The following is a 19358-nucleotide window of genomic DNA, read 5'->3' as shown; positions in this document are numbered from 1 at the left end:
TGGCCCAACGCCAAAAATACGATTGTTTTTCTAACCCCGAAGAAAGAAGTTGCTTTTTACCGATGCGAAGAAAAGTGCCGAGGACAAAATCTCTGTGGCGATAAGCACGCAAAGCAATCCTTGAACGTGGAAAAAAGGTATCGCAAGCACGATCGCCAAAAGACTGACTATCGTGATTATCATGGTGTAACGCACATACTCTTTTTGTTTGTCCCAACCCAGCATAAGTTGCTTGAGCGGAACCGTGACGGCCTGAAGCAAAGGAATCGCGACTGCAATCCGCAAAAGGAAAACGATTTCCCCGATACCTTTCGGGTTGAAATAGGAAACGATCGGCGTGGCGAAAATGAAAATGGCTACCATGCTCAAGGCGATGAAAGCGAAGTTGGCGCCGTTGTAGCGTTTCCAGAACAAAAGGCCTTGATGTTTGTCTATTTCCAGCAAATAACAGATGCGCGGAAAGACGAAATTGAAGAACAACAAAATATAGGTCTTGAAAATCACGACGATCTGGTCGACGATCTTGAATTGTCCCGTCAACGCGTTTCCACCAAAGAAACTTATGAGCATCGTAGGCGCGTACATTTGCAGCGAGACGAAAATCTGGGAGGAAAAAATCGAGAAGTTCGAACGCAGCAAGGTTTTGACATCGTGCCGATTCGCGTCGGAAAAACGTATCGGATATTGGGTAAAAAGGTATCCGACCACAATCAAATGCGCCACGATCATCCCGATTCCCCAAACGAGGTTGTTGTAGATATAATCTTCCGGGTTCGAGATCATCAAAAATACTCCAACCACGTAAATCGTTTTGGAAATAATGGTCAGGATCGTGATCCATTTGAAGTTCTCGACACCTTGCAAAAACCAAGTCGGATTGACGCATTGTCCTAACAAAACCGGAAGTCCGAGAAAAAAAAGCCGCTTTTCGACGCTGAAAAACGGAATGAAGAGAAACATCAGGCTTGCCGCGATCAGCACGAGCGACAACGTGAAGAATTTGGCCAGGTAAGTCGTGGCGAAAATTTGGCTCAATTTCTTTGGGTCGTCTCTTGAAACCGAGACGCTTTTTACTCCGACAATGTCCGATCCGTAGTCTATGAAAACCATCAGGAAGAACGAAAGCGCCATTCCTACGGCGGTTTTCCCGTATCCGTCTTCTCCGCAAATCCCAACGATGTAAGGAATCACGAGCAATGGCGTAATCAGGTTGAAGGCTTGGCCTATTCCGTAGACGCCGAGGTTTAGGGTTTGTTTGTTGAGAAGCCTTTTGAGCATGGAACAATTTAAAAAAAAAGCTACAAACATGTTGACGTTTGTAGCTTTTGTATTCGTTAAGAAGAAATTATTCAGGCGCTTCTCCCGCAGTGATCTCGTTAATTTTGTCTGTTTGCGGTGAAAGTGGATAAAGAATAGGGCCTGTGGTCTGGTCTTTCTTTAGACGCTTAAGAACTGTAGTTCCAGGCGCAACGACAGTATAGCTTTCAAAGGGTTGAAAATATGTGAAGATATTTTGTCCTGCGGCAGTTACTTCTTTTCCTTTGTAGCTCATCGTAAACGTTTTAAGATCTACATCAGATTGCGCCTCGTTCTTTCCGAACCCGAAATCCACACGCATCAACGAAGGAATGACATCTTCTGGAAGGGTAAATGTGACTTGCTGAACTTTGTCGCTGCCTTTTACCGGCATCCAAACGGACATATCCTCTGTAAAGTTGGATGATCCGTCGAGCGAATAGTAAAGATGGAAATTGTCATCTTTCTGTACGATTAGATCGAAAGTCACACGAAAAAAATCATCTTTCTTTTCTTGCGTTTCAGGCGCGGCTGCTGGATCGGTAGTCGTCTTATCGTTCTTACAAGAAAACAACGTTATGGCGAGTACTAGTACCGCTGCGAGTCTTAATTTCATGATGGTGTACTTTTTTTTAAATTTTGGTCAAAATTAGCAATTTTTTATAGACTCCAATTTTTTTTTTATTTTTTGTCGAATGTTCTATTCGTAATGATAAGTCCCTCTTTTTTAGCGACTTTATTTACCAAATGGACTGCAATTTTGTAATTGCCCGGCGCAAGCCCCGAGACATCGAACGTAGAGGAGAATCCCGAGTTGTCTAGGTTGTGTTCACTTTTGAAATAGGACGTCACGTCTGGTCGGTTTACTTTTTGGGTATTGAATCTTTCGGCTTTGTCATCTTTCACAAACAAAATAGCTACAGTGGAGTTCGTCGCGTCTTGGTTTTCAAAATACGCCCAACCGTTTACTTTCACTATGTTGCCTGTTCGCTCCAGTGTTTCTATGCTGTTGGGGAAACCATCGCCGTTGTATTCCTGTAACTTTCCGAATTTTGAAATGTCGACTACTTTAGGCGCATCCTTTGCCAGAACAAAATGTTTCCCCCATGAGTCATAACCCTCAAAGTTGTTCTCAACATAAAAGTGAGTGCTTACGAATTGTTGCGCCGACTCTGAAAGTACGAAAGGACGGCCATGCGCATCTATATACCAAAATGCCTTTACCTTTGTCGAATCTTGCATCATTTGGCCTACCAATGCTTCCAAAGATTCTACTTCAAGCGTTGGTGACCGTTTTATTTTTTGTGCAGTCATGAAGTAGTCGAACCAATATTTGAGACTTGTGTATACCGGCTCACCTTTTTTGTCGTTGGTGATCACAAAGTCTGCGGCTTCGCGCCATTGTGTCTTACTTGGCACTTTATAGTATTTTTTTACCGCGACCAGATTTGCCAACATAAAAAACAGCACTACAGCCAAAGTGGAATATCGAACTATTGAATTCCTGACAAGCCCGAAAGCGGCTGCAAACACCAAAAAGAACACTGGAAGTATGCTGGTAAAGTATCTCGTTATAGTAACCGGAGTATCCGTATAAGACTTTATATAAATGATTGCAACGATAAAAGATACCCAGGGAAGAAAAAGCGTGAAGGCGAAAATCTTTTTATCGGATAGCAGCCCTTGACGAGTAAAGGAAATGTCCTTCGCCTTAAAAAGATCGAAAAGGAAGTAAAGAAACAGCGGCGTAAAAATGAACAACGTTATTTCTGATGTTCCCAAAAATTCCTTGAAAATAAGCGAAAATGTCTCTGGAGTGGGCATCGGAATCCACGCAGATTTAAATGCGAGCATCCTAGACATAATTTTATAATTAGGGATAAAAAGCAGTATAGCTATCAATCCGGCAAATACTGATTTTTTCAAAAAGTCGAGCCTGGATTCTTTCGGGCTCATCACTAAAAAGAAAAGAATTACGACCGCCTGCGCCAGTAGATTTATGAAACTGAAAAAGTTTGTGTTCAAAACCAATGCACAAGCCAATCCATATAAAATCGCATTTCGCAACGAACTTTCCCTTAAGAATCTGACCAAGTAGTGGAACGAGACCAAAACAGCGAAAAAGTAAAAAGTATACGGCCTGGCGTCTTGGGATATATAAATGAAGTACTCACTGAACGCGGTCAGTACAGCGGCTATAAGTCCTACTTGTTTGGAAAAAAGAATCTTACCGAATTTGTAGATCATATAGACAGATGCTACTCCAAGGACGACAGAGAACAACCTTGCAACGATTGGGTCGTATCCGAAAACGGCGAACAAAATCTTTAAAATAAAGAAGTATAAATATGGAAACCCTTCCCGGACATTGATTTCTGTAATCGTGGTGCTAAAAGAGACATTCGGATTGGAAATGTTCATCGTATAGATCTCGTCCATCCAAATACTTTGGAAGTCGAGTTTCCACAGTCTAAATATTGCCGCGACCACCATGATCATTATAATCCAACGATTTTCAAAAAAAATTCTCTTGATTTTTTCCATACCTTCAAATTGACAATAAAGCGTTAATCACTTGCTGCGGATCGAGTTCAAAATACAAAGGCAATCGAAGCAAGCAATCTGTGTAGCGATCTGTCTCGGGCAAATTCCTACCGTCGTGTTTATCGATGTAAAACGGACTCGAATGTAGACTTATGTAGTGGAAGACAGGGTGAATATCCTTTTGCTTAAGTTCCGATATGATAGCCGTTCTTTGTTCAATAGATTCGCATACTAAATAAAACATATGTCCATTGTTGGTGGCGAAATCGTGTATTTTTGGGAGCGTGATGCTATTTTTTTTGGCCCAATCGGATAAACCCTTATTGTACTCGCTCCAGTGATCGCTACGTTTGGCCTGTATCATTTGAAGATTCTCGAGTTGTGCCCACAAAAAAGCAGCGATCACTTCTGAAGGTAGAAAAGAACTGCCTAAGTCCACCCAGCCATATTTGTCGACTTCTCCTCGGAAAAATGCCGATCTATTGGTTCCCTTTTCCCATATTATTTCTGCTCTCGCCGCAAATCTCAAATCATTTACGGCAAGCATCCCGCCTTCGCCCGAAATGATGTTTTTCGTTTCATGGAAGGAAAATGCAGCCATGTGTCCGATTGAGCCTAAAGCTCGTTTTACCCCGTCTTTTCCCGTGAAAAAACTATCAATTGCCTGGGCTGCGTCCTCAATCACAAAAAGGCCGTGTTTTTCGGCCACATCCATGATGATATCCATATCGCAAGAAACGCCCGCATAATGAACTGGAACGATTGCCTTGGTGCGTTCAGTGACTAGCTCTTCGATTTTGCTCTCGTCCATATTAGGATGGTCTTTTCGACTGTCTGCAAAAACGATTTTGGCGCCTCTTAATACAAATGCATTCGCCGTAGAAACGAAAGTGTAGGACGGCATGATGACCTCATCGCCGGGTTGAATGTCGATAAGAATCGCTGCCATTTCCAATGCGTCAGTACAAGAAGTCGTCAGCAGGCATTTTCCGAAACCATAGTTGTCCTCGAAAAACTTTTGGCATTTGATTGTATATTTCCCGTTTCCGGAAATTTTGCCCGACAATACGGCATTTTCTATATAATTGGTTTCTTTTCCTGTAAGGAAGGGTTTGTTGAATGGAATCATTTAGAAATAGGAATCTGTTTTGATGATTTTGATAAAATAAACTAGCGTTGCCAATACATGGAGACTAAGTGCGAGCAACTCTATAATGAACGCTTTGAAACCACGTTCGTCGGCGATGACCGATTTTACGATCTGGTAAATACAGGTCATAAAAAGCAAGAAAGAGCACATGATATTTTGCCATAGGAAATTTCCGTCAGATGCACGTGTGCCTACTTCTGTAAACAAATTACCTATGAGTAACGCAATCGCGATTCCCAACAGCGCAAACTGTACCATTTTCTCCTTGAGCATTTTCGGGTTTTTTGCCAACGTTACGATAGGGAAAAGGAAACTGCAAATGAAAGTGCAAACAAAGACGAGCGCAAGATTATTGCCCGCCGACCAAACCTTCATGAATGAGAAGGGCTCGATCACCACGGAATTCTTTTCCGTTTGGGCGACCGATACGTATATAAAGTAATATTCCACCAAAATCAATATTCCGGCCAAAAAAAGTGGCAAAAGATTTACCCAAAACGTTTTCGAAAAACGGTAGGTCTTGAGCAATAACAGCGGATAGACCAAAAGATAAACAAAAAGAAAACTGGGCTTTACTACAACGTTTGCCACGATAAGCAAGCCGATCCACAACATGCGCTTATTCGTCGGATTTTCCAATTGACGCACGCTGATCCAAAACAGTCCCATAACGAAAGGCATGGCGAATATGGTCGTTGAATTGTGCCACACGTTAGGCGGAAAACTCAAAAGGTAAAAATAGCCACTTGCGGCCATGATAGTCGGAAGGCTGAAACAAAACAACAAAGCCGCCGACAGCAGATTGGCTTTTTTAGCAGATAATTCGACAGCTCCAGAACTCCCCGAACTGAGAAAATTTCGACCAAGTACGAATTTCACGTAGGTCGCAGCGGTAAGTACATATGCCGATATTGTAAGCAATGACGACGTTTTGGACGAGAAAAAGCTCAGTAAATAAACCACTCCATAGTAAAGAAAATTCGTTTGGAACGGCTTATTTCCATATGCGTAATCCTTAATGAATTGGGCATGAAGCGGAATATCAGTACCAATCCTGAATGTCATGAAATAAAATATCCCCAACAACAGGCACAGCAACACAATATCGAAAATTCCGAATTTCTTATCAAAAAATTTCATTTTTGCCATTTGTTTTAGTTTAGTCTGACTCTTAATTTGTTGAACATGTATTTTTGACCATTTTCATCTGTCGCATGTAAAATTTTCAGCAATCCAGAGCCACAAACCACTATCGGATGTGAATCCTCGATCATCAAAATCTTTCCGGGCGCGCGATTCACGATGGTAATATCCTGAACGATTTCAGATTCGTGGATCGTTATTTTCTCGCCGCCGATGTACGTCACTGCTCCATTATATGGATAGCCGACCGCATCGATAGTCCGGCTGATACGCTCGGAAGATTCATTCCAGTTTACACGATAGTCCTGTTCATCTCTCCACAAACTGTAAGTAGCCAGATTCTCGTCTTGTGGTTTCGCCTCGATACCTTGTGCTGTCAATCGGGACAAAATGTCGGAAATCAAATCGGCATAAAGCAGACTAACGGCGTCTATCGCACGCTCAATTTTAATCGGATAGGTGACAGTCACTTTCCTACTGTCGATAACGTCACCTTTGTCGAATTCACGATCGGCCTTGATTGCCGTCACTCCAATTTCTGCGTCGCCTTCAATCAGCGCCGTCACCAGCGGATTGAATCCTCTGTATTTTGGCAGTAATGAATCGTGAAATACGATAAGTTTGTCCATTTGTGTCTTGATGAGCCAACGCCAACCGATTGCAAAATAAACTTCGGCCGAAGGAATTTCCGTTGCCTCCGTTCTTTCAATAAAAGTGATATCGGATGCATTGGCGAGTGTACGCAAATCTTCGAAATAATCGTTTGCAATTGCCTTATCACGACCCGCAACTACAAAAAAACGCTGACCGCTTTGTTGTTTCCAGCGAACGATCGACTCAAGGCATTCCAACCCTTTTTTTCCCATTAAGAAAAGTCCCGCTTTATACATCTGTTCGCTTCTCCACAATATAAATTGGACGTCCTTTTACTCCTTCGAAAATTTTTCCCACGTAAAGTCCAAGTGTTCCCAATGTGATAAGAATACATCCGCTTAAAAACCAAATGCTGATGATCAGGCTCGCATATCCGATTACGGAAATGTCGCCTTCCAAGTAGCGATAGATCATCAAAAGTGCGACCGCAAATGAGCAAAGCGCGATCACAACTCCGAATTTTATAATAAGCCGAAGCGGTTTATCGCTGAAAGCCAAGATGATATCCAAGGCCAACTTTATCATGCGCTTGAAGTTGTAATTTGATTTTCCGTCTTGCCGTGAAGCGTGTTTCACATTGAGATGAGCCGTTCGAAAACCTACCCACTTCACCATCGTCGGAAAATATCTGATGCTTTCACGCATGCGCACAACCTGTGCTATAACTTTTGCCGAATAGATGCCAAAATTCGCGACTGCTTCGTCCTGATGCGAACCAGTCAAATAAGCGAGCGTACGGTAAAATGTCTTGGAGAAAAAGCGCTTGGCCCAATTATCTTTTCTGCTGTGACGCCGGGCCAGGACTATATCGTAACCTTCAAGCGTTTTTTGATAAAGTTTGGGTATTTCTTCGGGTTGATCCTGAAGATCGCAGTCCATTACCGAAATCCAGTCGCCGGTGACCACATCAAGTCCTGCTGTGATGGCATAATGCTGGCCAAAATTCCTACTGAGTTTTATTCCGATTATTTCGGGATGGATTTTACTGAGTTGCTCGATTTTGTTCCAAGAATCATCCGGACTGAAATCATCTACCAAAATAATCTCGAGTTCGTCAAAACCATCTGGAACCGATGCTTTTATCCGTGTTACAAGCTCTTCCAAATCGTTATAGGCGCGATAAACAGGCGAAACTACAGATAACTTCACAATCGTTGTTGTTTAACTTGTGTAAAACTATTCCATTTTTTCTTTTTATCCATAACTACGTTGCAAATTAGCAGTTGTTTGGCTCCATTTCAGAAAGCAACGTGACGAAAATGAGCTTGCATAGTATTTACCTCTTTGAGATATCCCGCGTGGCCGCAGTATTTGAATCGGCTGTAAAGCTATCGATTTTTTGGCATTGCCGATACGTTAATTTTAGGCGTGAAAGCGGTGAATCTTGCTTTTTTGAAGGTCAAATTTCGGCGAACGCCACATTTCTGCATTTGAAAGGGAATTTGTGCTTTACATCGACAAAAATTCTAATGCAGGTTTAATGTATCTAATTTCACGCCCTTAAAAATCAATCTGTTAAAAACGTCATGAAAAAAATTACTCCGTTTTTGATTGTCTTGTTCCTTGTTTTTGGCGGCAAATCTTTCGCCCAAAACTTGGTAATCAACGAGATACTGACATCAAATACTTTCACCAATGCCGACGAGGATGGTGATTTCCAGGATTGGGTGGAACTTTACAACGGCACTTCGGCTGCTGTCAACCTTAACGGATACGGCCTTTCGGACGATCCGACGCTTCCCTTCAAATGGGTTTTCCCGGCCCAGACGATCGCTCCGGGCGCATATCTGCTAATTTATTGTTCCGATAAAAACCGAACTGTCGTTGGCCAGCCTTTGCACACGAATTTCAAGATCAGCTCGAACGGCGAAGTCATTACGCTCACAAGCGCGGCCAATGCGACAATCAGTCAAGTTCCGGCGACGGCGATTCCATCGGACGTGTCTTACGGAAGACTTCCAAACGGAACCGGACCGTTCGTGTTCTTTACCACGGCGACTCCGGGCGCGCAAAACGGCACTGTCGGATTCAATGAAATCCTGAATCCGCCAACTTTTTCACAAGCCGGCGGATTTTTCACTGCAGCTTTCGACTTGAGTTTGGCAACGGCGACTTCTGGCGCGTCTATCATTTATACGCTTGACGGAAGCGAGCCGGACCCGAATAACTTGTCTGGGACGACTTATCAGTACAAGAACGTTTATCCGCATCATCCGGGCGACGCTACTGGTGCGCTTTTGACAAAAAACTTCAACAGTATTTCCTACACAGGTCCCATCAACATCGTGAACCGCACGTCACAGGCGAACGACATTTCGATGATCTCGACGACGTATTTCGACGCTTTCTATCTTCCGGACAACAACATCTTCAAAGGAACTGTCGTTCGTGCGAAAGTCGTCAAACCGGGCGCGCTTCCAAGCAAAACCGTTTCGAACACTTACTTTGTGACGCCACAAGGCAGTGGCCGTTTTTCTTTGCCGGTCGTTTCCCTTAGCATCAGCGAGAACAAACTTTTCGATTACAACGACGGGATTTACGTTCCCGGAGTCGATTTCGATCAATGGCGCATCGACAACCCAACGCTTGAGCCGGAAGGACAAGAAGATCTGGGCAATTATTACCGCCGCGGAATGGCTTGGGAACGCGAAGCCAACATGACCTATTTCGTCAACGGATCGCAAGTCATCAACCAAAACATCGGGCTTCGTTTGCACGGCGGATCGTCACGCGACTGGCAGAACAAATCGTTTAACGTTTACGCTCGTGCGGAATACGGGGACGAAACCATGGATTACGCGTTTTTCCCGAACCAACCAATCGACTTTGAGCGTTTGATCCTTCGCAACTCGGGTGCAGATTTCTATGAAACGCACTTCCGCGATGCCTTGAACATGAGACTTTTGAAGCAATCGCACGTTTTGGCAAAAGGTTACCAACCGACTGTTACGTTCGTGAACGGCGAATATTGGGGAATCTTGAGTTTCAGCGACAAATTCGACAACAATTACTTCAAGCGCGTTTTCGACATAAACGACATCGACATCTTGGAGAGTGAGGCACAAGTCGAAGAAGGCGATGCGGACGACTATATTGCGATGACGGACTATATCGCGACGCATCCACTTTCTGTGCAGGCGAACTACGATTATATCTTGACGCAACTCGATTATGAGAATTTCGCCGATTATTTCATCCACAACATTTATTTCGACAACCTTGACTGGCCGGGAAACAATATCGTTTACTGGAGAGAAAAGGTCGATGCCCCGAACGCGGCTTATCCGCATGACGGACGCTGGAGATGGCTTGGTCACGACATGGACGCGACTTTCGCCACCACGTCAGAAGATATCAACCGCAACTCTTTGGCAATTGCGACAGCTACGAACGGTCCGGAATGGCCAAACCCGGAATGGTCGACTTTCCTTTTGAGAAAAATGCTTGAGAACACGGGTTTCAAGAACTATTTCATCAACCGTTTTGCCGATAAGATCAACACGACTTACTCATCGGCTTTCGTCAACACGACAATGGAAGAGATGAAAAATGTGATCCTTCCGGAACTCGCCGAGCAAATCGACCGTTGGACCGCGCCGGTTGACATGGCAGATTTCAATTTCTTCTACGGATTCGAGCAAAGTTTCGCGACGCAACGTCCGGCGATCCAACGCAATCATATCCGTGGGAAATTCGCGATTCCGGCCAACATCAACGCAACTGTAGATGTATCGGCTCTGGCTCACGGATACGTAAAAATGAACACGATCGACATCAAGCAAGGCACTGACAACATCGCCGCGAATCCTTATCCTTGGACAGGCGTTTACTTCTCCGGAATTCCGGTGACGTTGAAAGCCATTCCGAACACAGGTTACACTTTCAGTCATTGGGAAGGCGCGTCGACTGCGACAACCGACCAAATTACGCTTACGATGTCGGCGGCATTTTCAGTGAAAGCTGTTTTTGTTCCGACGAATACCAACGCAAGCGAGCCGATCTATTTCTGGTACATGGGAACGGCAATCGCCAACGACACGCCACTTTCGACTTTGGCTTCATCGTTTGAAGTTCCGGCCACTGACGCGATCATCAACTACACTTCGTGCTTGCCAGGCTATCCTTATGCAGCCGGAAACCCTTTGTTCCAACACGCATCGATGGAAAGAAGAAACAGCCCGACGCCAATCAACTACATCGCTGCTGCAAACGGCGGCGCGGCTTATACTGCAAGTGCAATGCGTGGCATCCAGATAAAAGAGCCTTTGGCGACAGCGACTGCCGAAAACACAATGGTGTTCGCTTTCACGACTGCTAATTTCGAAGACATCAAGTTCTCTTTCGCAGCCAAAAACGAATTGACGAATGCACAAAATATCGTGATCGATTATTCCACCGTTGCCGGATCGACTCCAACCTGGACAACTGCCGGATTGGCTTCGTCCACTTTGCCGTTGACCGCAGATTACGCTTTGTTCAATGTCGACTTCTCGTCAATCACGGCGGCCGACAACAATTCGAACTTGAAGATTCGCGTGCGTTTCTCAGGAACGGGCGACATGACAGTCGATGCCGGAAACCGCATCACTTTCAACAACATCGCAGTTCACGGAACCTCTTTGCTTTCGGCTCCGAGCCACAACGAGGTCAAATTCCTTGTTTATCCGAACCCGACCAACGGGATTGTCAATGTGGCAAATGTATCGGCTCAAGCGAAATACAACTTGTTTACGATCGACGGCAAAATGGTGCAATCGGGCAACGTCGGAACATCGGCTCAAATCAGCCTCGACGGACTGACTTCCGGCATGTACATGTTACAGATTACCAGCGACGGAAAAACCGAAACTAAAAAGATCATTAAGCGATAAACACATATTATATTGATTCAAAGGGAGATAACTTCGGTTTTTCTCCCTTTTTTTATTGACAGAAATTTCTGAGAACGTGCAGTTCGTCGAAAATTTTGGTTTTTTAAAACGAGAAAAACCTGACAAGCCTACCAAACCCTATATATTTGCCGCCTAAACAGGTAGCACATGAGAAAAATTACCCTTCCGCTGATTTTATTGGCGTTTTTTGCTTTTTGTACCACATCGAAAGCGCAAGTTGTCATCAACGAAATCGTGAGTTCGAATGCTTCGCTTAACGTGGACGAAGACGGCGATTTCCAGGATTGGGTCGAGCTTTACAACGCCGGATCTTCGGCTGTCAATCTCGGTGGTTTTGGCCTTACGGACGATCCGCTGACGCCCGAAAAATGGACGTTTCCGGCTGTGACGCTAAATCCGGGGCAATATCTTTTGGTGTATTGTTCGGACAAAAACCGAACCGTTGCCGGACAACCGCTTCACACCAATTGGAAGATCAGTTCAGGAGGCGAAACTGTACTTTTGACGAACGCTTCGGGTGTGACCGTAGATCAGGTTCCGCCAACTGCGATAGAAGAAGATTTCTCTTACGGACGCTTTCCCAACGGAACAGGTCCGTTTGTGTTTTTTGACGACGTCACGCCCGCGGCACTGAACGCTACAACCGGTTACAACGAAGTTTTGGACGAACCGACGTTCTCGCAAGCCGGCGGATTTTTCACATCGGCATTCAACCTGACGATTTCCTCGGCCGAAACCGGAGTGACTATTTTGTACACTCTTGACGGATCTGAGCCTGACGCCGCGAACATCGGCGGACACACTTACCAATACCGCAATTCTTACAACGAGACAGGTTCTCAAACTCCGGGCCCGCTACTTACCCAGAGTTTTGAAACGCTGACTTTTTCGGCGCCGATCAACGTTTATGACAGATCGAACGAGCCCAACAAGATCTCGATGATTTCCTCGACTTATAGCCACGATCCATCTTTTTATTTGCCTGACGGAACGATTTTCAAAGGCATGGTCGTGCGAGCAAAAGTCATCAAACCGGGCGCGATGCCGAGCCAAACGGTTTCACAAACCTACTTCGTGACTCCGCAAGGCGCTTCGAGATTCAATCTTCCGGTGGTTTCGCTTTCGCTGACAGAATCTGATTTTTACGATTACAACGACGGGATTTACGTGGCCGGGAAAGATTTTGACGACTGGCGCGCAGCCAATCCGACGGAAAATCCTTCTGGGCTTCGCATCGGAAATTACCACAGACGAGGCGAGGAATTCGAAAAACGCGCCAACATGACGTATTTCGTAAATGGAACACAAGTCATCAACCAAGATATCGGACTTCGCATCCGCGGTGCTTCAACGCGTCGTTATGAGAGCAAATCGCTTACGGTTTACGCTCGTGCCGATTTTGGCGATGCCGATTTGGACTATCCGTTTTTTTCTGATTTGCCTTACCAAAGTTACGAGCGCCTCACGCTTTCGAACTCCGGAAGCGATTTCAGGAATACGATGTTCCGCGATGCGCTTTGCCACGATATTTGCCAGGAACAAAAAGTCGAAAACGAGAATTATCAACCTGCGATCGTGTTCGTGAACGGCGAATATTGGGGAATCTTGAACCTGCGCGAGCGTTTCGACAACAATTATTTCGCCCAGAATTATGGCTTTGACAACGTCGACTTGCTCGAAAACAACGGAGATGTCGAGGAAGGCGACGACGATCACTACGACGCTTTGTCGGCTTATTTGCAGGGCGCGGACCTCAGCGACCAAAGTCAGTACAATTATGTTACGACGCAACTCGATCCGGAAAGCATGGCCGACTATTACATCGCCAATATCTTTTTCGACAATTCGGATTGGCCTGGAAACAATACGCAATATTGGCGAAAAAAGGTCGATTACGATCCGACGGCCGCTTACGGAGCCGATGGCCGTTGGCGTTGGGTTTTCCACGACATGGACGATACTTTCGGAGTCGGGACTGACCAATACGACCGCAACAGCCTCGAAATCGCGACAACTTTCTCGAATTCGTGGATGAATCCGGAATGGTCGACGCTCTGGCTTCGGAAAATGCTTCAGAACGAGGGCTTCAAGAACTATTTCATCAACCGTTTTGCCGACATGATGAACAGTTATTACCTACCGAATGTCGTCACATCCAAAATGAATGCGAAAGCTGCGGTAATCGAACCGTCGCTTCCGGAACACACGAACCGTTGGAGCGCATTTGAAGTGAACGACTTCGAATGGTACACGAATTACCAAACCGGTTTTGCCCAGCAACGTCCGGCGTTTCAGCGCGATCACATCCGTGCGAAATTCGGGATTGCCAACACTATCGCGGCGACTCTCGATGTATCGGATGCAGATCACGGCCACATCAAGATCAATACCTTGGAAATCACTCCGACGCTTGCTGGCGTGAACGCAAATCCGTTTCCTTGGAACGGCGTTTATTTCGCGAACATTCCGGTGACTTTGACCGCGATTGCCGAACCTGGCTACGTTTTCAGTCATTGGGAAGGCATTTCATCGGCTACGACCGCAGAAATTACGGTGAATTCGGCTACAAATTTCAGTGCGAAAGCGGTTTTCATTCCATCGGTTTTTGCTGCCGAAGAAAGCGAGCCCGTTTATTTCTGGTGGATGAGCAACTCGATCGCGAACAACCAACCGCTTACTACTCTCGATTCTTCTTATGAGGTTTTGGGCAACACTTCAATCACTTATTCTTCGTCGCTTGCGGGTTATCCTTTCACGAACTCGAATCCGCTTTGGAGAAAAGGCTCGATGGAAAGACGCAATTCGCCAACGCCTATCAACTATCGTCCGGAAGCCAACAACGACGCGGCTTATATTCCGGGTCAGATGAGAGGCATCCAAATTACACAACCGTTCCAAAACAACGGATTGGAGAACACGATGGTTTTCAATTTGCCGACAACCGGATTCAAAAACATCAAATTCTCGTTTGCTGCCATGGATGAAGGCGCGGCTTCGGGCATGATTCTCGACTATTCGACCTCGGAAACTCCAACCTGGATTTCGACCAACATCACATCGGCTTTGGCCTTGACAACCGGAACATACCAACTGTTCGAAACCGACTTTTCAACGATCACTTCGGCGAACGACAACGCGAATTTCAAGATCAGGATTCGCTTCACGGGCGCCGACATGACACTCGACAACGGAAACCGCGTCACGTTCAACAACATCGCGCTCGACGGCACGCAAATGTCATTGACTTACCCGAATCCGAACGTGTTCACGGTTGGAACGGCGATCGCGACTTTGGTTCCGACGACAACTGCCGCAGCGACGAGTTTCAGCATTTCGGGAACGCTTCCTGCCGGACTTTCTTTCGATACGACAAACGGGCAAATTTCGGGCACACCGACGGCAATTTCCGCAACGACGACTTACACGATCACAGCGACAAATGCTGGCGGAAGCACGACTTACGACCTCATCATTACGGTGAATTCGGCGGCTCCGACGGCTTTGAGTTACACGACACCAAACATTTTCACGGTTGATTCCGCGATTGCAGATTTGGTTCCGACCGTTACCGGAAACGTGACTTCGTACAGCATTTCGCCAGTTTTGCCAAACGGACTTTCTCTCAATACGACAACCGGAATCATTTCGGGAACTCCAACCGACGTTTCGGCAAACGCGACTTACACGATCACAGCGACAAATGCCGGCGGAAGCACGACTTTTGATCTGGAAATCGCGGTGAACGACATCGCTCCGACGACCTTGACTTATCCGACTCCGAATGTTTTCGTAATTGGAACGCCAATCGCGAATCTCGAACCGACCGTTGCCGGAAACGTGGTTTCCTACAGCGTTTCATCGGCTTTGCCTTCCGGACTTTCTCTCAATGCAACCACAGGCGTGATTTCTGGAACTCCTACGGCTGTTTCGGCAGCGACCGCTTATACGATCATTGCCACGAATTCTGGCGGAAGCGCGACTTTCAATGTTTCGATTGCCGTGGATTCGGGCGTTCCGACGAACTTGAGTTATCCTACTCCGAATGTTTTCAACGTCGGGACAACGATTACAGATTTGACGCCGACCGTCACCGGAAACGTCACATCTTACAGCATTTCACCAGCACTTTCTGCCGGACTTTCTTTCAATACGACAACGGGCGTGATTTCCGGAATGCCGACTGTGGTTTCCGCGAACACGACTTATACGGTTACGGCCGCGAATGCCAACGGAAATACGACTTTCGACCTTTCGATTGCGGTCAATCCGGCGGCTCCGAGCGCTTTGAGTTACAACAGTCCAAACACTTACATCGTGGGTCAGGCGATCGTTTCTCTTGCTCCGACCGTTACCGGAACCGTGACTTCTTACTCGATTTCTCCAGCGCTTCCGGCCGGACTTTCTTTCAATGCGACGACGGGCGTAATTTCCGGAACGCCGTTCACATCGGCTGCGACCGCGACTTATACCGTTACGGCCACAAACGCCGGCGGAAGCACGACTTTTGGAGTTGTCATCACCGTGAATTACAACGCTCCGGGAAGTTTGAGTTATCCTTCGCCACAAATTTTCACGGTCAATACGCCCATTACGCCTGTTTTTGCGGGAATTATCGGTTTTGTGACCAACTTTTCGGTTTCGCCCGCACTTCCTGCCGGACTTACGCTTGATCCAACTTTCGGATACATCTCCGGAACGCCGACTGCTGTTACGGCAACCGCGACTTACACGATCACGGCATCCAACTTTTCAGGAAGTTCGACTTTCGGATTGGTAATAACCGTGAAAGATGTCGCGCCGACGAACTTGAGTTATTCGACTCCGAACGTTTATACTGTTGGGAACGCGATTTCGAATTTGACGCCGACCGTTACCGGAAACGTGGTTTCATACAGCGTTTTCCCGCCGCTTCCCGCCGGACTTTCCCTTGATGCGACAACCGGAGTCATTTCCGGAACGCCATCAGCCGTTTCCGCGACAGCGACTTATACCGTGACGGCGACAAATTCCGGCGGAAACGCAACTTTCGGAATTTCGATTACCGTGAACGACCAAGCTCCGACAGCGTTGAGTTACAACACGCCTAACGTTTTCACGGTTGGAAACGCGATCACGGCCTTGACGCCAACCGTTACCGGAAACGTTGTCGCTTACAGCGTTTCTCCGAGTTTGCCTGCCGGACTTTCGATCAATGCGACAACCGGCGCGATTTCTGGAACTCCTACCGCGATTACGGCGACTTCGGCTTATACCGTGACGGCGACAAATTCTGGCGGAAGTACGACTTTCAATGTCGTGATTACAGTTCAGGAAGCCGCTCCGACCGCCTTGAGTTACACTACTCCGAACAACTTTACAGTCAACGTGGCCATCGCGCCGCTTTCGCCGACAGTTGCCGGAAACATAACTTCCTACTCGATTTCACCAAACTTGCCAGCCGGATTGATTTTCAGTACAACGACAGGCGTGATTTCGGGAACTCCAACGAGTCCATCGGCGACGAATACTTATACCGTAACGGCGTCGAATGCCAGCGGCGATGTGACTTTTGGAGTCGTGATCACCGTGAGCATGCCGGCTCCGGGAAGTTTGAGCTACACTTCACCGAACACGTTCACCGTCGGAACTGCGATTTCGCCTTTGTTCGCGGCAATCATCGGATCGGTTGATTCGTTCACGGTTTCACCGGCTTTGCCTGCCGGATTGACTTTGGATGCGACTTTCGGATTCATTTCTGGAACTCCGACAACTGCGACGCCAACGGCAACTTATACCGTGACCGCATCAAACGGATCAGGAAGTTCGAGCTTTGGAGTTGTGATTACGGTCAACGTGGCCGCGCCTTCGAACTTGAGCTATACGACTCCGAACAATTATACTGTCGGAAGCGCGATTTCGCCTTTGACACCTACCGTTACCGGAACCGTGACTTCTTACTCGATCTCGGCGAGTTTGCCTGCCGGACTTTCGTTCAATGCGACGACGGGAATCATTTCAGGAACTCCTGCGGCGACATCCGCGGCGGCGATCTACACGATCACGGCGACAAATGGAGGCGGAAGCACGAGTTTCAACGTTTCGATCGCGGTCAATGCGGTCGCTCCGTCGGCTTTGAGTTACACTTCGCCAAACACGTTTACCGTTGGAAGCGCGATTACGGCTTTGAGTCCTAGCGTGACCGGAACCGTGACTTCTTACAGCGTTTCACCAAGCTTGCCAGCCGGACTTTCTCTGAATTTCGCAACTGGCGTGATTTCGGGAACTCCGACATCCGCGACAGCGACGGCAACTTACACCGTAACGGCGACGAATTCTGGCGGAAGCACGACTTTTGGTGTTGTGATCACCGTGAATCCATCCGCTCCGACGGCTTTGAGTTATACGACTCCGAACGTTTTCACTGTCGGAAGCGCGATTTCTGCTTTGAATCCGACTGTGGCCGGAACCGTGACTTCGTACTCGATTTCACCAAACTTGCCAGCCGGATTGAATTTCAATACGACGACTGGCGTAATTTCGGGAACTCCGACGGCGATTTCCGCTACAGCGACTTATACCGTAACGGCGACAAATGTGAGCGGCAGCGCTACTTTCGGGATTTCGATTACCGTGAATGCCGATGCTCCGAACAATCTGTCTTATCCGACGCCACTTGTTTTCACAGTCGGAACAGCGATTTCCAATGTGAGCCCGACCGTTACCGGAACTGTCGTTTCGTACTCGATCTCGCCAAACTTGCCAGCCGGACTTTCTTTCAATACGACAACCGGCGTGATTTCGGGAACTCCGACGGCGATTTCCGCAACGACGACTTATTTCGTTATCGCGACCAATTCTGGAGGAAATACTCTGGCGCAAGTTTCGATTACCGTGAATGCGGCCGCTCCGAGCGCTTTGAGCTACACGACTCCGAACGTATTCACACTAGGAACTGCGATTGCGACCTTGACACCAACGGTGACCGGAACCGTGACTTCTTATTCGATTTCGCCAAACTTGCCTGCCGGACTGACTTTCAACACGACGACGGGAGCGATTTCGGGAACTCCGACGGCGATTTCCGCAACAGCGATTTACACCGTGACGGCGACGAATTCTGGCGGAAGCGCGACATTTGGCGTTTCGATTACCGTGAATGCGGTCGCTCCGAGTAATCTTTCTTATCCGACGCCACTTGTTTTCAATGTGAACGCCGCGATTTCGAACGTAAACCCGACGGTTAGCGGAAACGTGACTTCGTACTCGATTTCACCGAATTTGCCCGCCGGACTTTCTTTCAATGCAACGACGGGCGTGATCTCGGGAACTCCAACAGCAGTTTCCGCGACGACGGTTTATACTATCACGGCCACGAATTCTGGCGGAAGCACGACTTTCCAGCTTACCATTACGGTCGATCCGGAACTTGGAATGATTGGACACGAGGCAATTTCGTTCGCCGTTTATCCGAACCCGTTCGTGGATCACGTGATCGTGAAAGGCATCGAGAATCATTCGAAATTCAGACTTTACGACAGCAACGGACGTTTGGTCGACAATGGAAACATTGAAGGCGACACGATCAGGTTCCGCGATTTGCCTCAAGGCACTTTCCTTTTGGAAGTGGTAAGCGACGGCAGAAGCGGTTTCTTGAAAGTTGTCAGGAAGTAAAACTGAACTGTATAAAAACAAAAAAGAGG

The 19358-nt window shown here is 46.9% G+C and carries 9 protein-coding genes; 2 read left to right on the top strand and 7 right to left on the bottom strand.

Going from position 1 to position 19358, the window contains the following annotated elements; all coding sequences use genetic code 11:
• Positions 1-30: 30 nt before the first annotated feature.
• The 7 genes from EOO49_RS08020 to EOO49_RS07990 form a co-directional block, all read right to left on the bottom strand.
• The gene (locus EOO49_RS08020; protein ID WP_290844456.1) at positions 31-1278 is read right to left on the bottom strand and encodes an oligosaccharide flippase family protein; all 1248 of its coding nucleotides are present in this window, start codon (positions 1276-1278) and stop codon (positions 31-33) included.
• A 67-nt stretch (positions 1279-1345) separates the two neighbouring features.
• Positions 1346-1912 carry a hypothetical protein gene (locus EOO49_RS08015; protein ID WP_290844454.1) on the bottom strand — a complete coding sequence of 189 codons (567 nt, stop codon included), beginning with the start codon at positions 1910-1912 and terminating at the stop codon, positions 1346-1348.
• A gap of 65 nt (positions 1913-1977) precedes the next feature.
• Positions 1978-3840, bottom strand: a complete 1863-nt coding sequence (locus tag EOO49_RS08010) for a glycosyltransferase family 39 protein (protein WP_290844452.1) — start codon at positions 3838-3840, stop codon at positions 1978-1980.
• 4 nt (positions 3841-3844) lie between these two features.
• Positions 3845-4969 carry a dTDP-4-amino-4,6-dideoxygalactose transaminase gene (rffA, locus tag EOO49_RS08005; RefSeq protein WP_290844450.1) on the bottom strand — a complete coding sequence of 375 codons (1125 nt, stop codon included), beginning with the start codon at positions 4967-4969 and terminating at the stop codon, positions 3845-3847.
• Complete coding sequence (locus EOO49_RS08000; protein WP_290844448.1) at positions 4970-6130, bottom strand: hypothetical protein; 1161 nt, start codon at positions 6128-6130, stop codon at positions 4970-4972.
• A gap of 14 nt (positions 6131-6144) precedes the next feature.
• The gene (locus tag EOO49_RS07995) at positions 6145-6999 is read right to left on the bottom strand and encodes a formyltransferase family protein (RefSeq protein ID WP_290844446.1); all 855 of its coding nucleotides are present in this window, start codon (positions 6997-6999) and stop codon (positions 6145-6147) included.
• 16 nt (positions 7000-7015) lie between these two features.
• On the bottom strand, positions 7016-7936 hold the full coding sequence (locus EOO49_RS07990) for a glycosyltransferase family 2 protein (protein ID WP_290844445.1): 921 nt from the start codon (positions 7934-7936) through the stop codon (positions 7016-7018).
• Positions 7937-8313: 377 nt separating this feature from the next.
• Between EOO49_RS07990 and EOO49_RS07985 the strand changes: the two genes are divergently transcribed.
• Together EOO49_RS07985 and EOO49_RS07980 are read left to right on the top strand one after the other, a co-directional pair.
• Positions 8314-11658: a CotH kinase family protein gene (locus EOO49_RS07985; protein ID WP_290844443.1), complete on the top strand. Its 3345-nt coding sequence runs from the start codon at positions 8314-8316 to the stop codon at positions 11656-11658.
• A 168-nt stretch (positions 11659-11826) separates the two neighbouring features.
• Positions 11827-19329 (top strand): putative Ig domain-containing protein, encoded by a 7503-nt coding sequence (locus EOO49_RS07980; protein WP_290844440.1) that lies wholly within the window; start codon positions 11827-11829, stop codon positions 19327-19329.
• The last annotated feature ends 29 nt before the right edge of the window (positions 19330-19358 follow it).

This window comes from Flavobacterium sp. (assembly GCF_004295795.1).
Taxonomy (GTDB): domain Bacteria; phylum Bacteroidota; class Bacteroidia; order Flavobacteriales; family Flavobacteriaceae; genus Flavobacterium.
The sequence above is the reverse complement of the archived record's forward strand: the minus strand, read 5'-3'. Positions and strand labels throughout refer to the sequence as shown.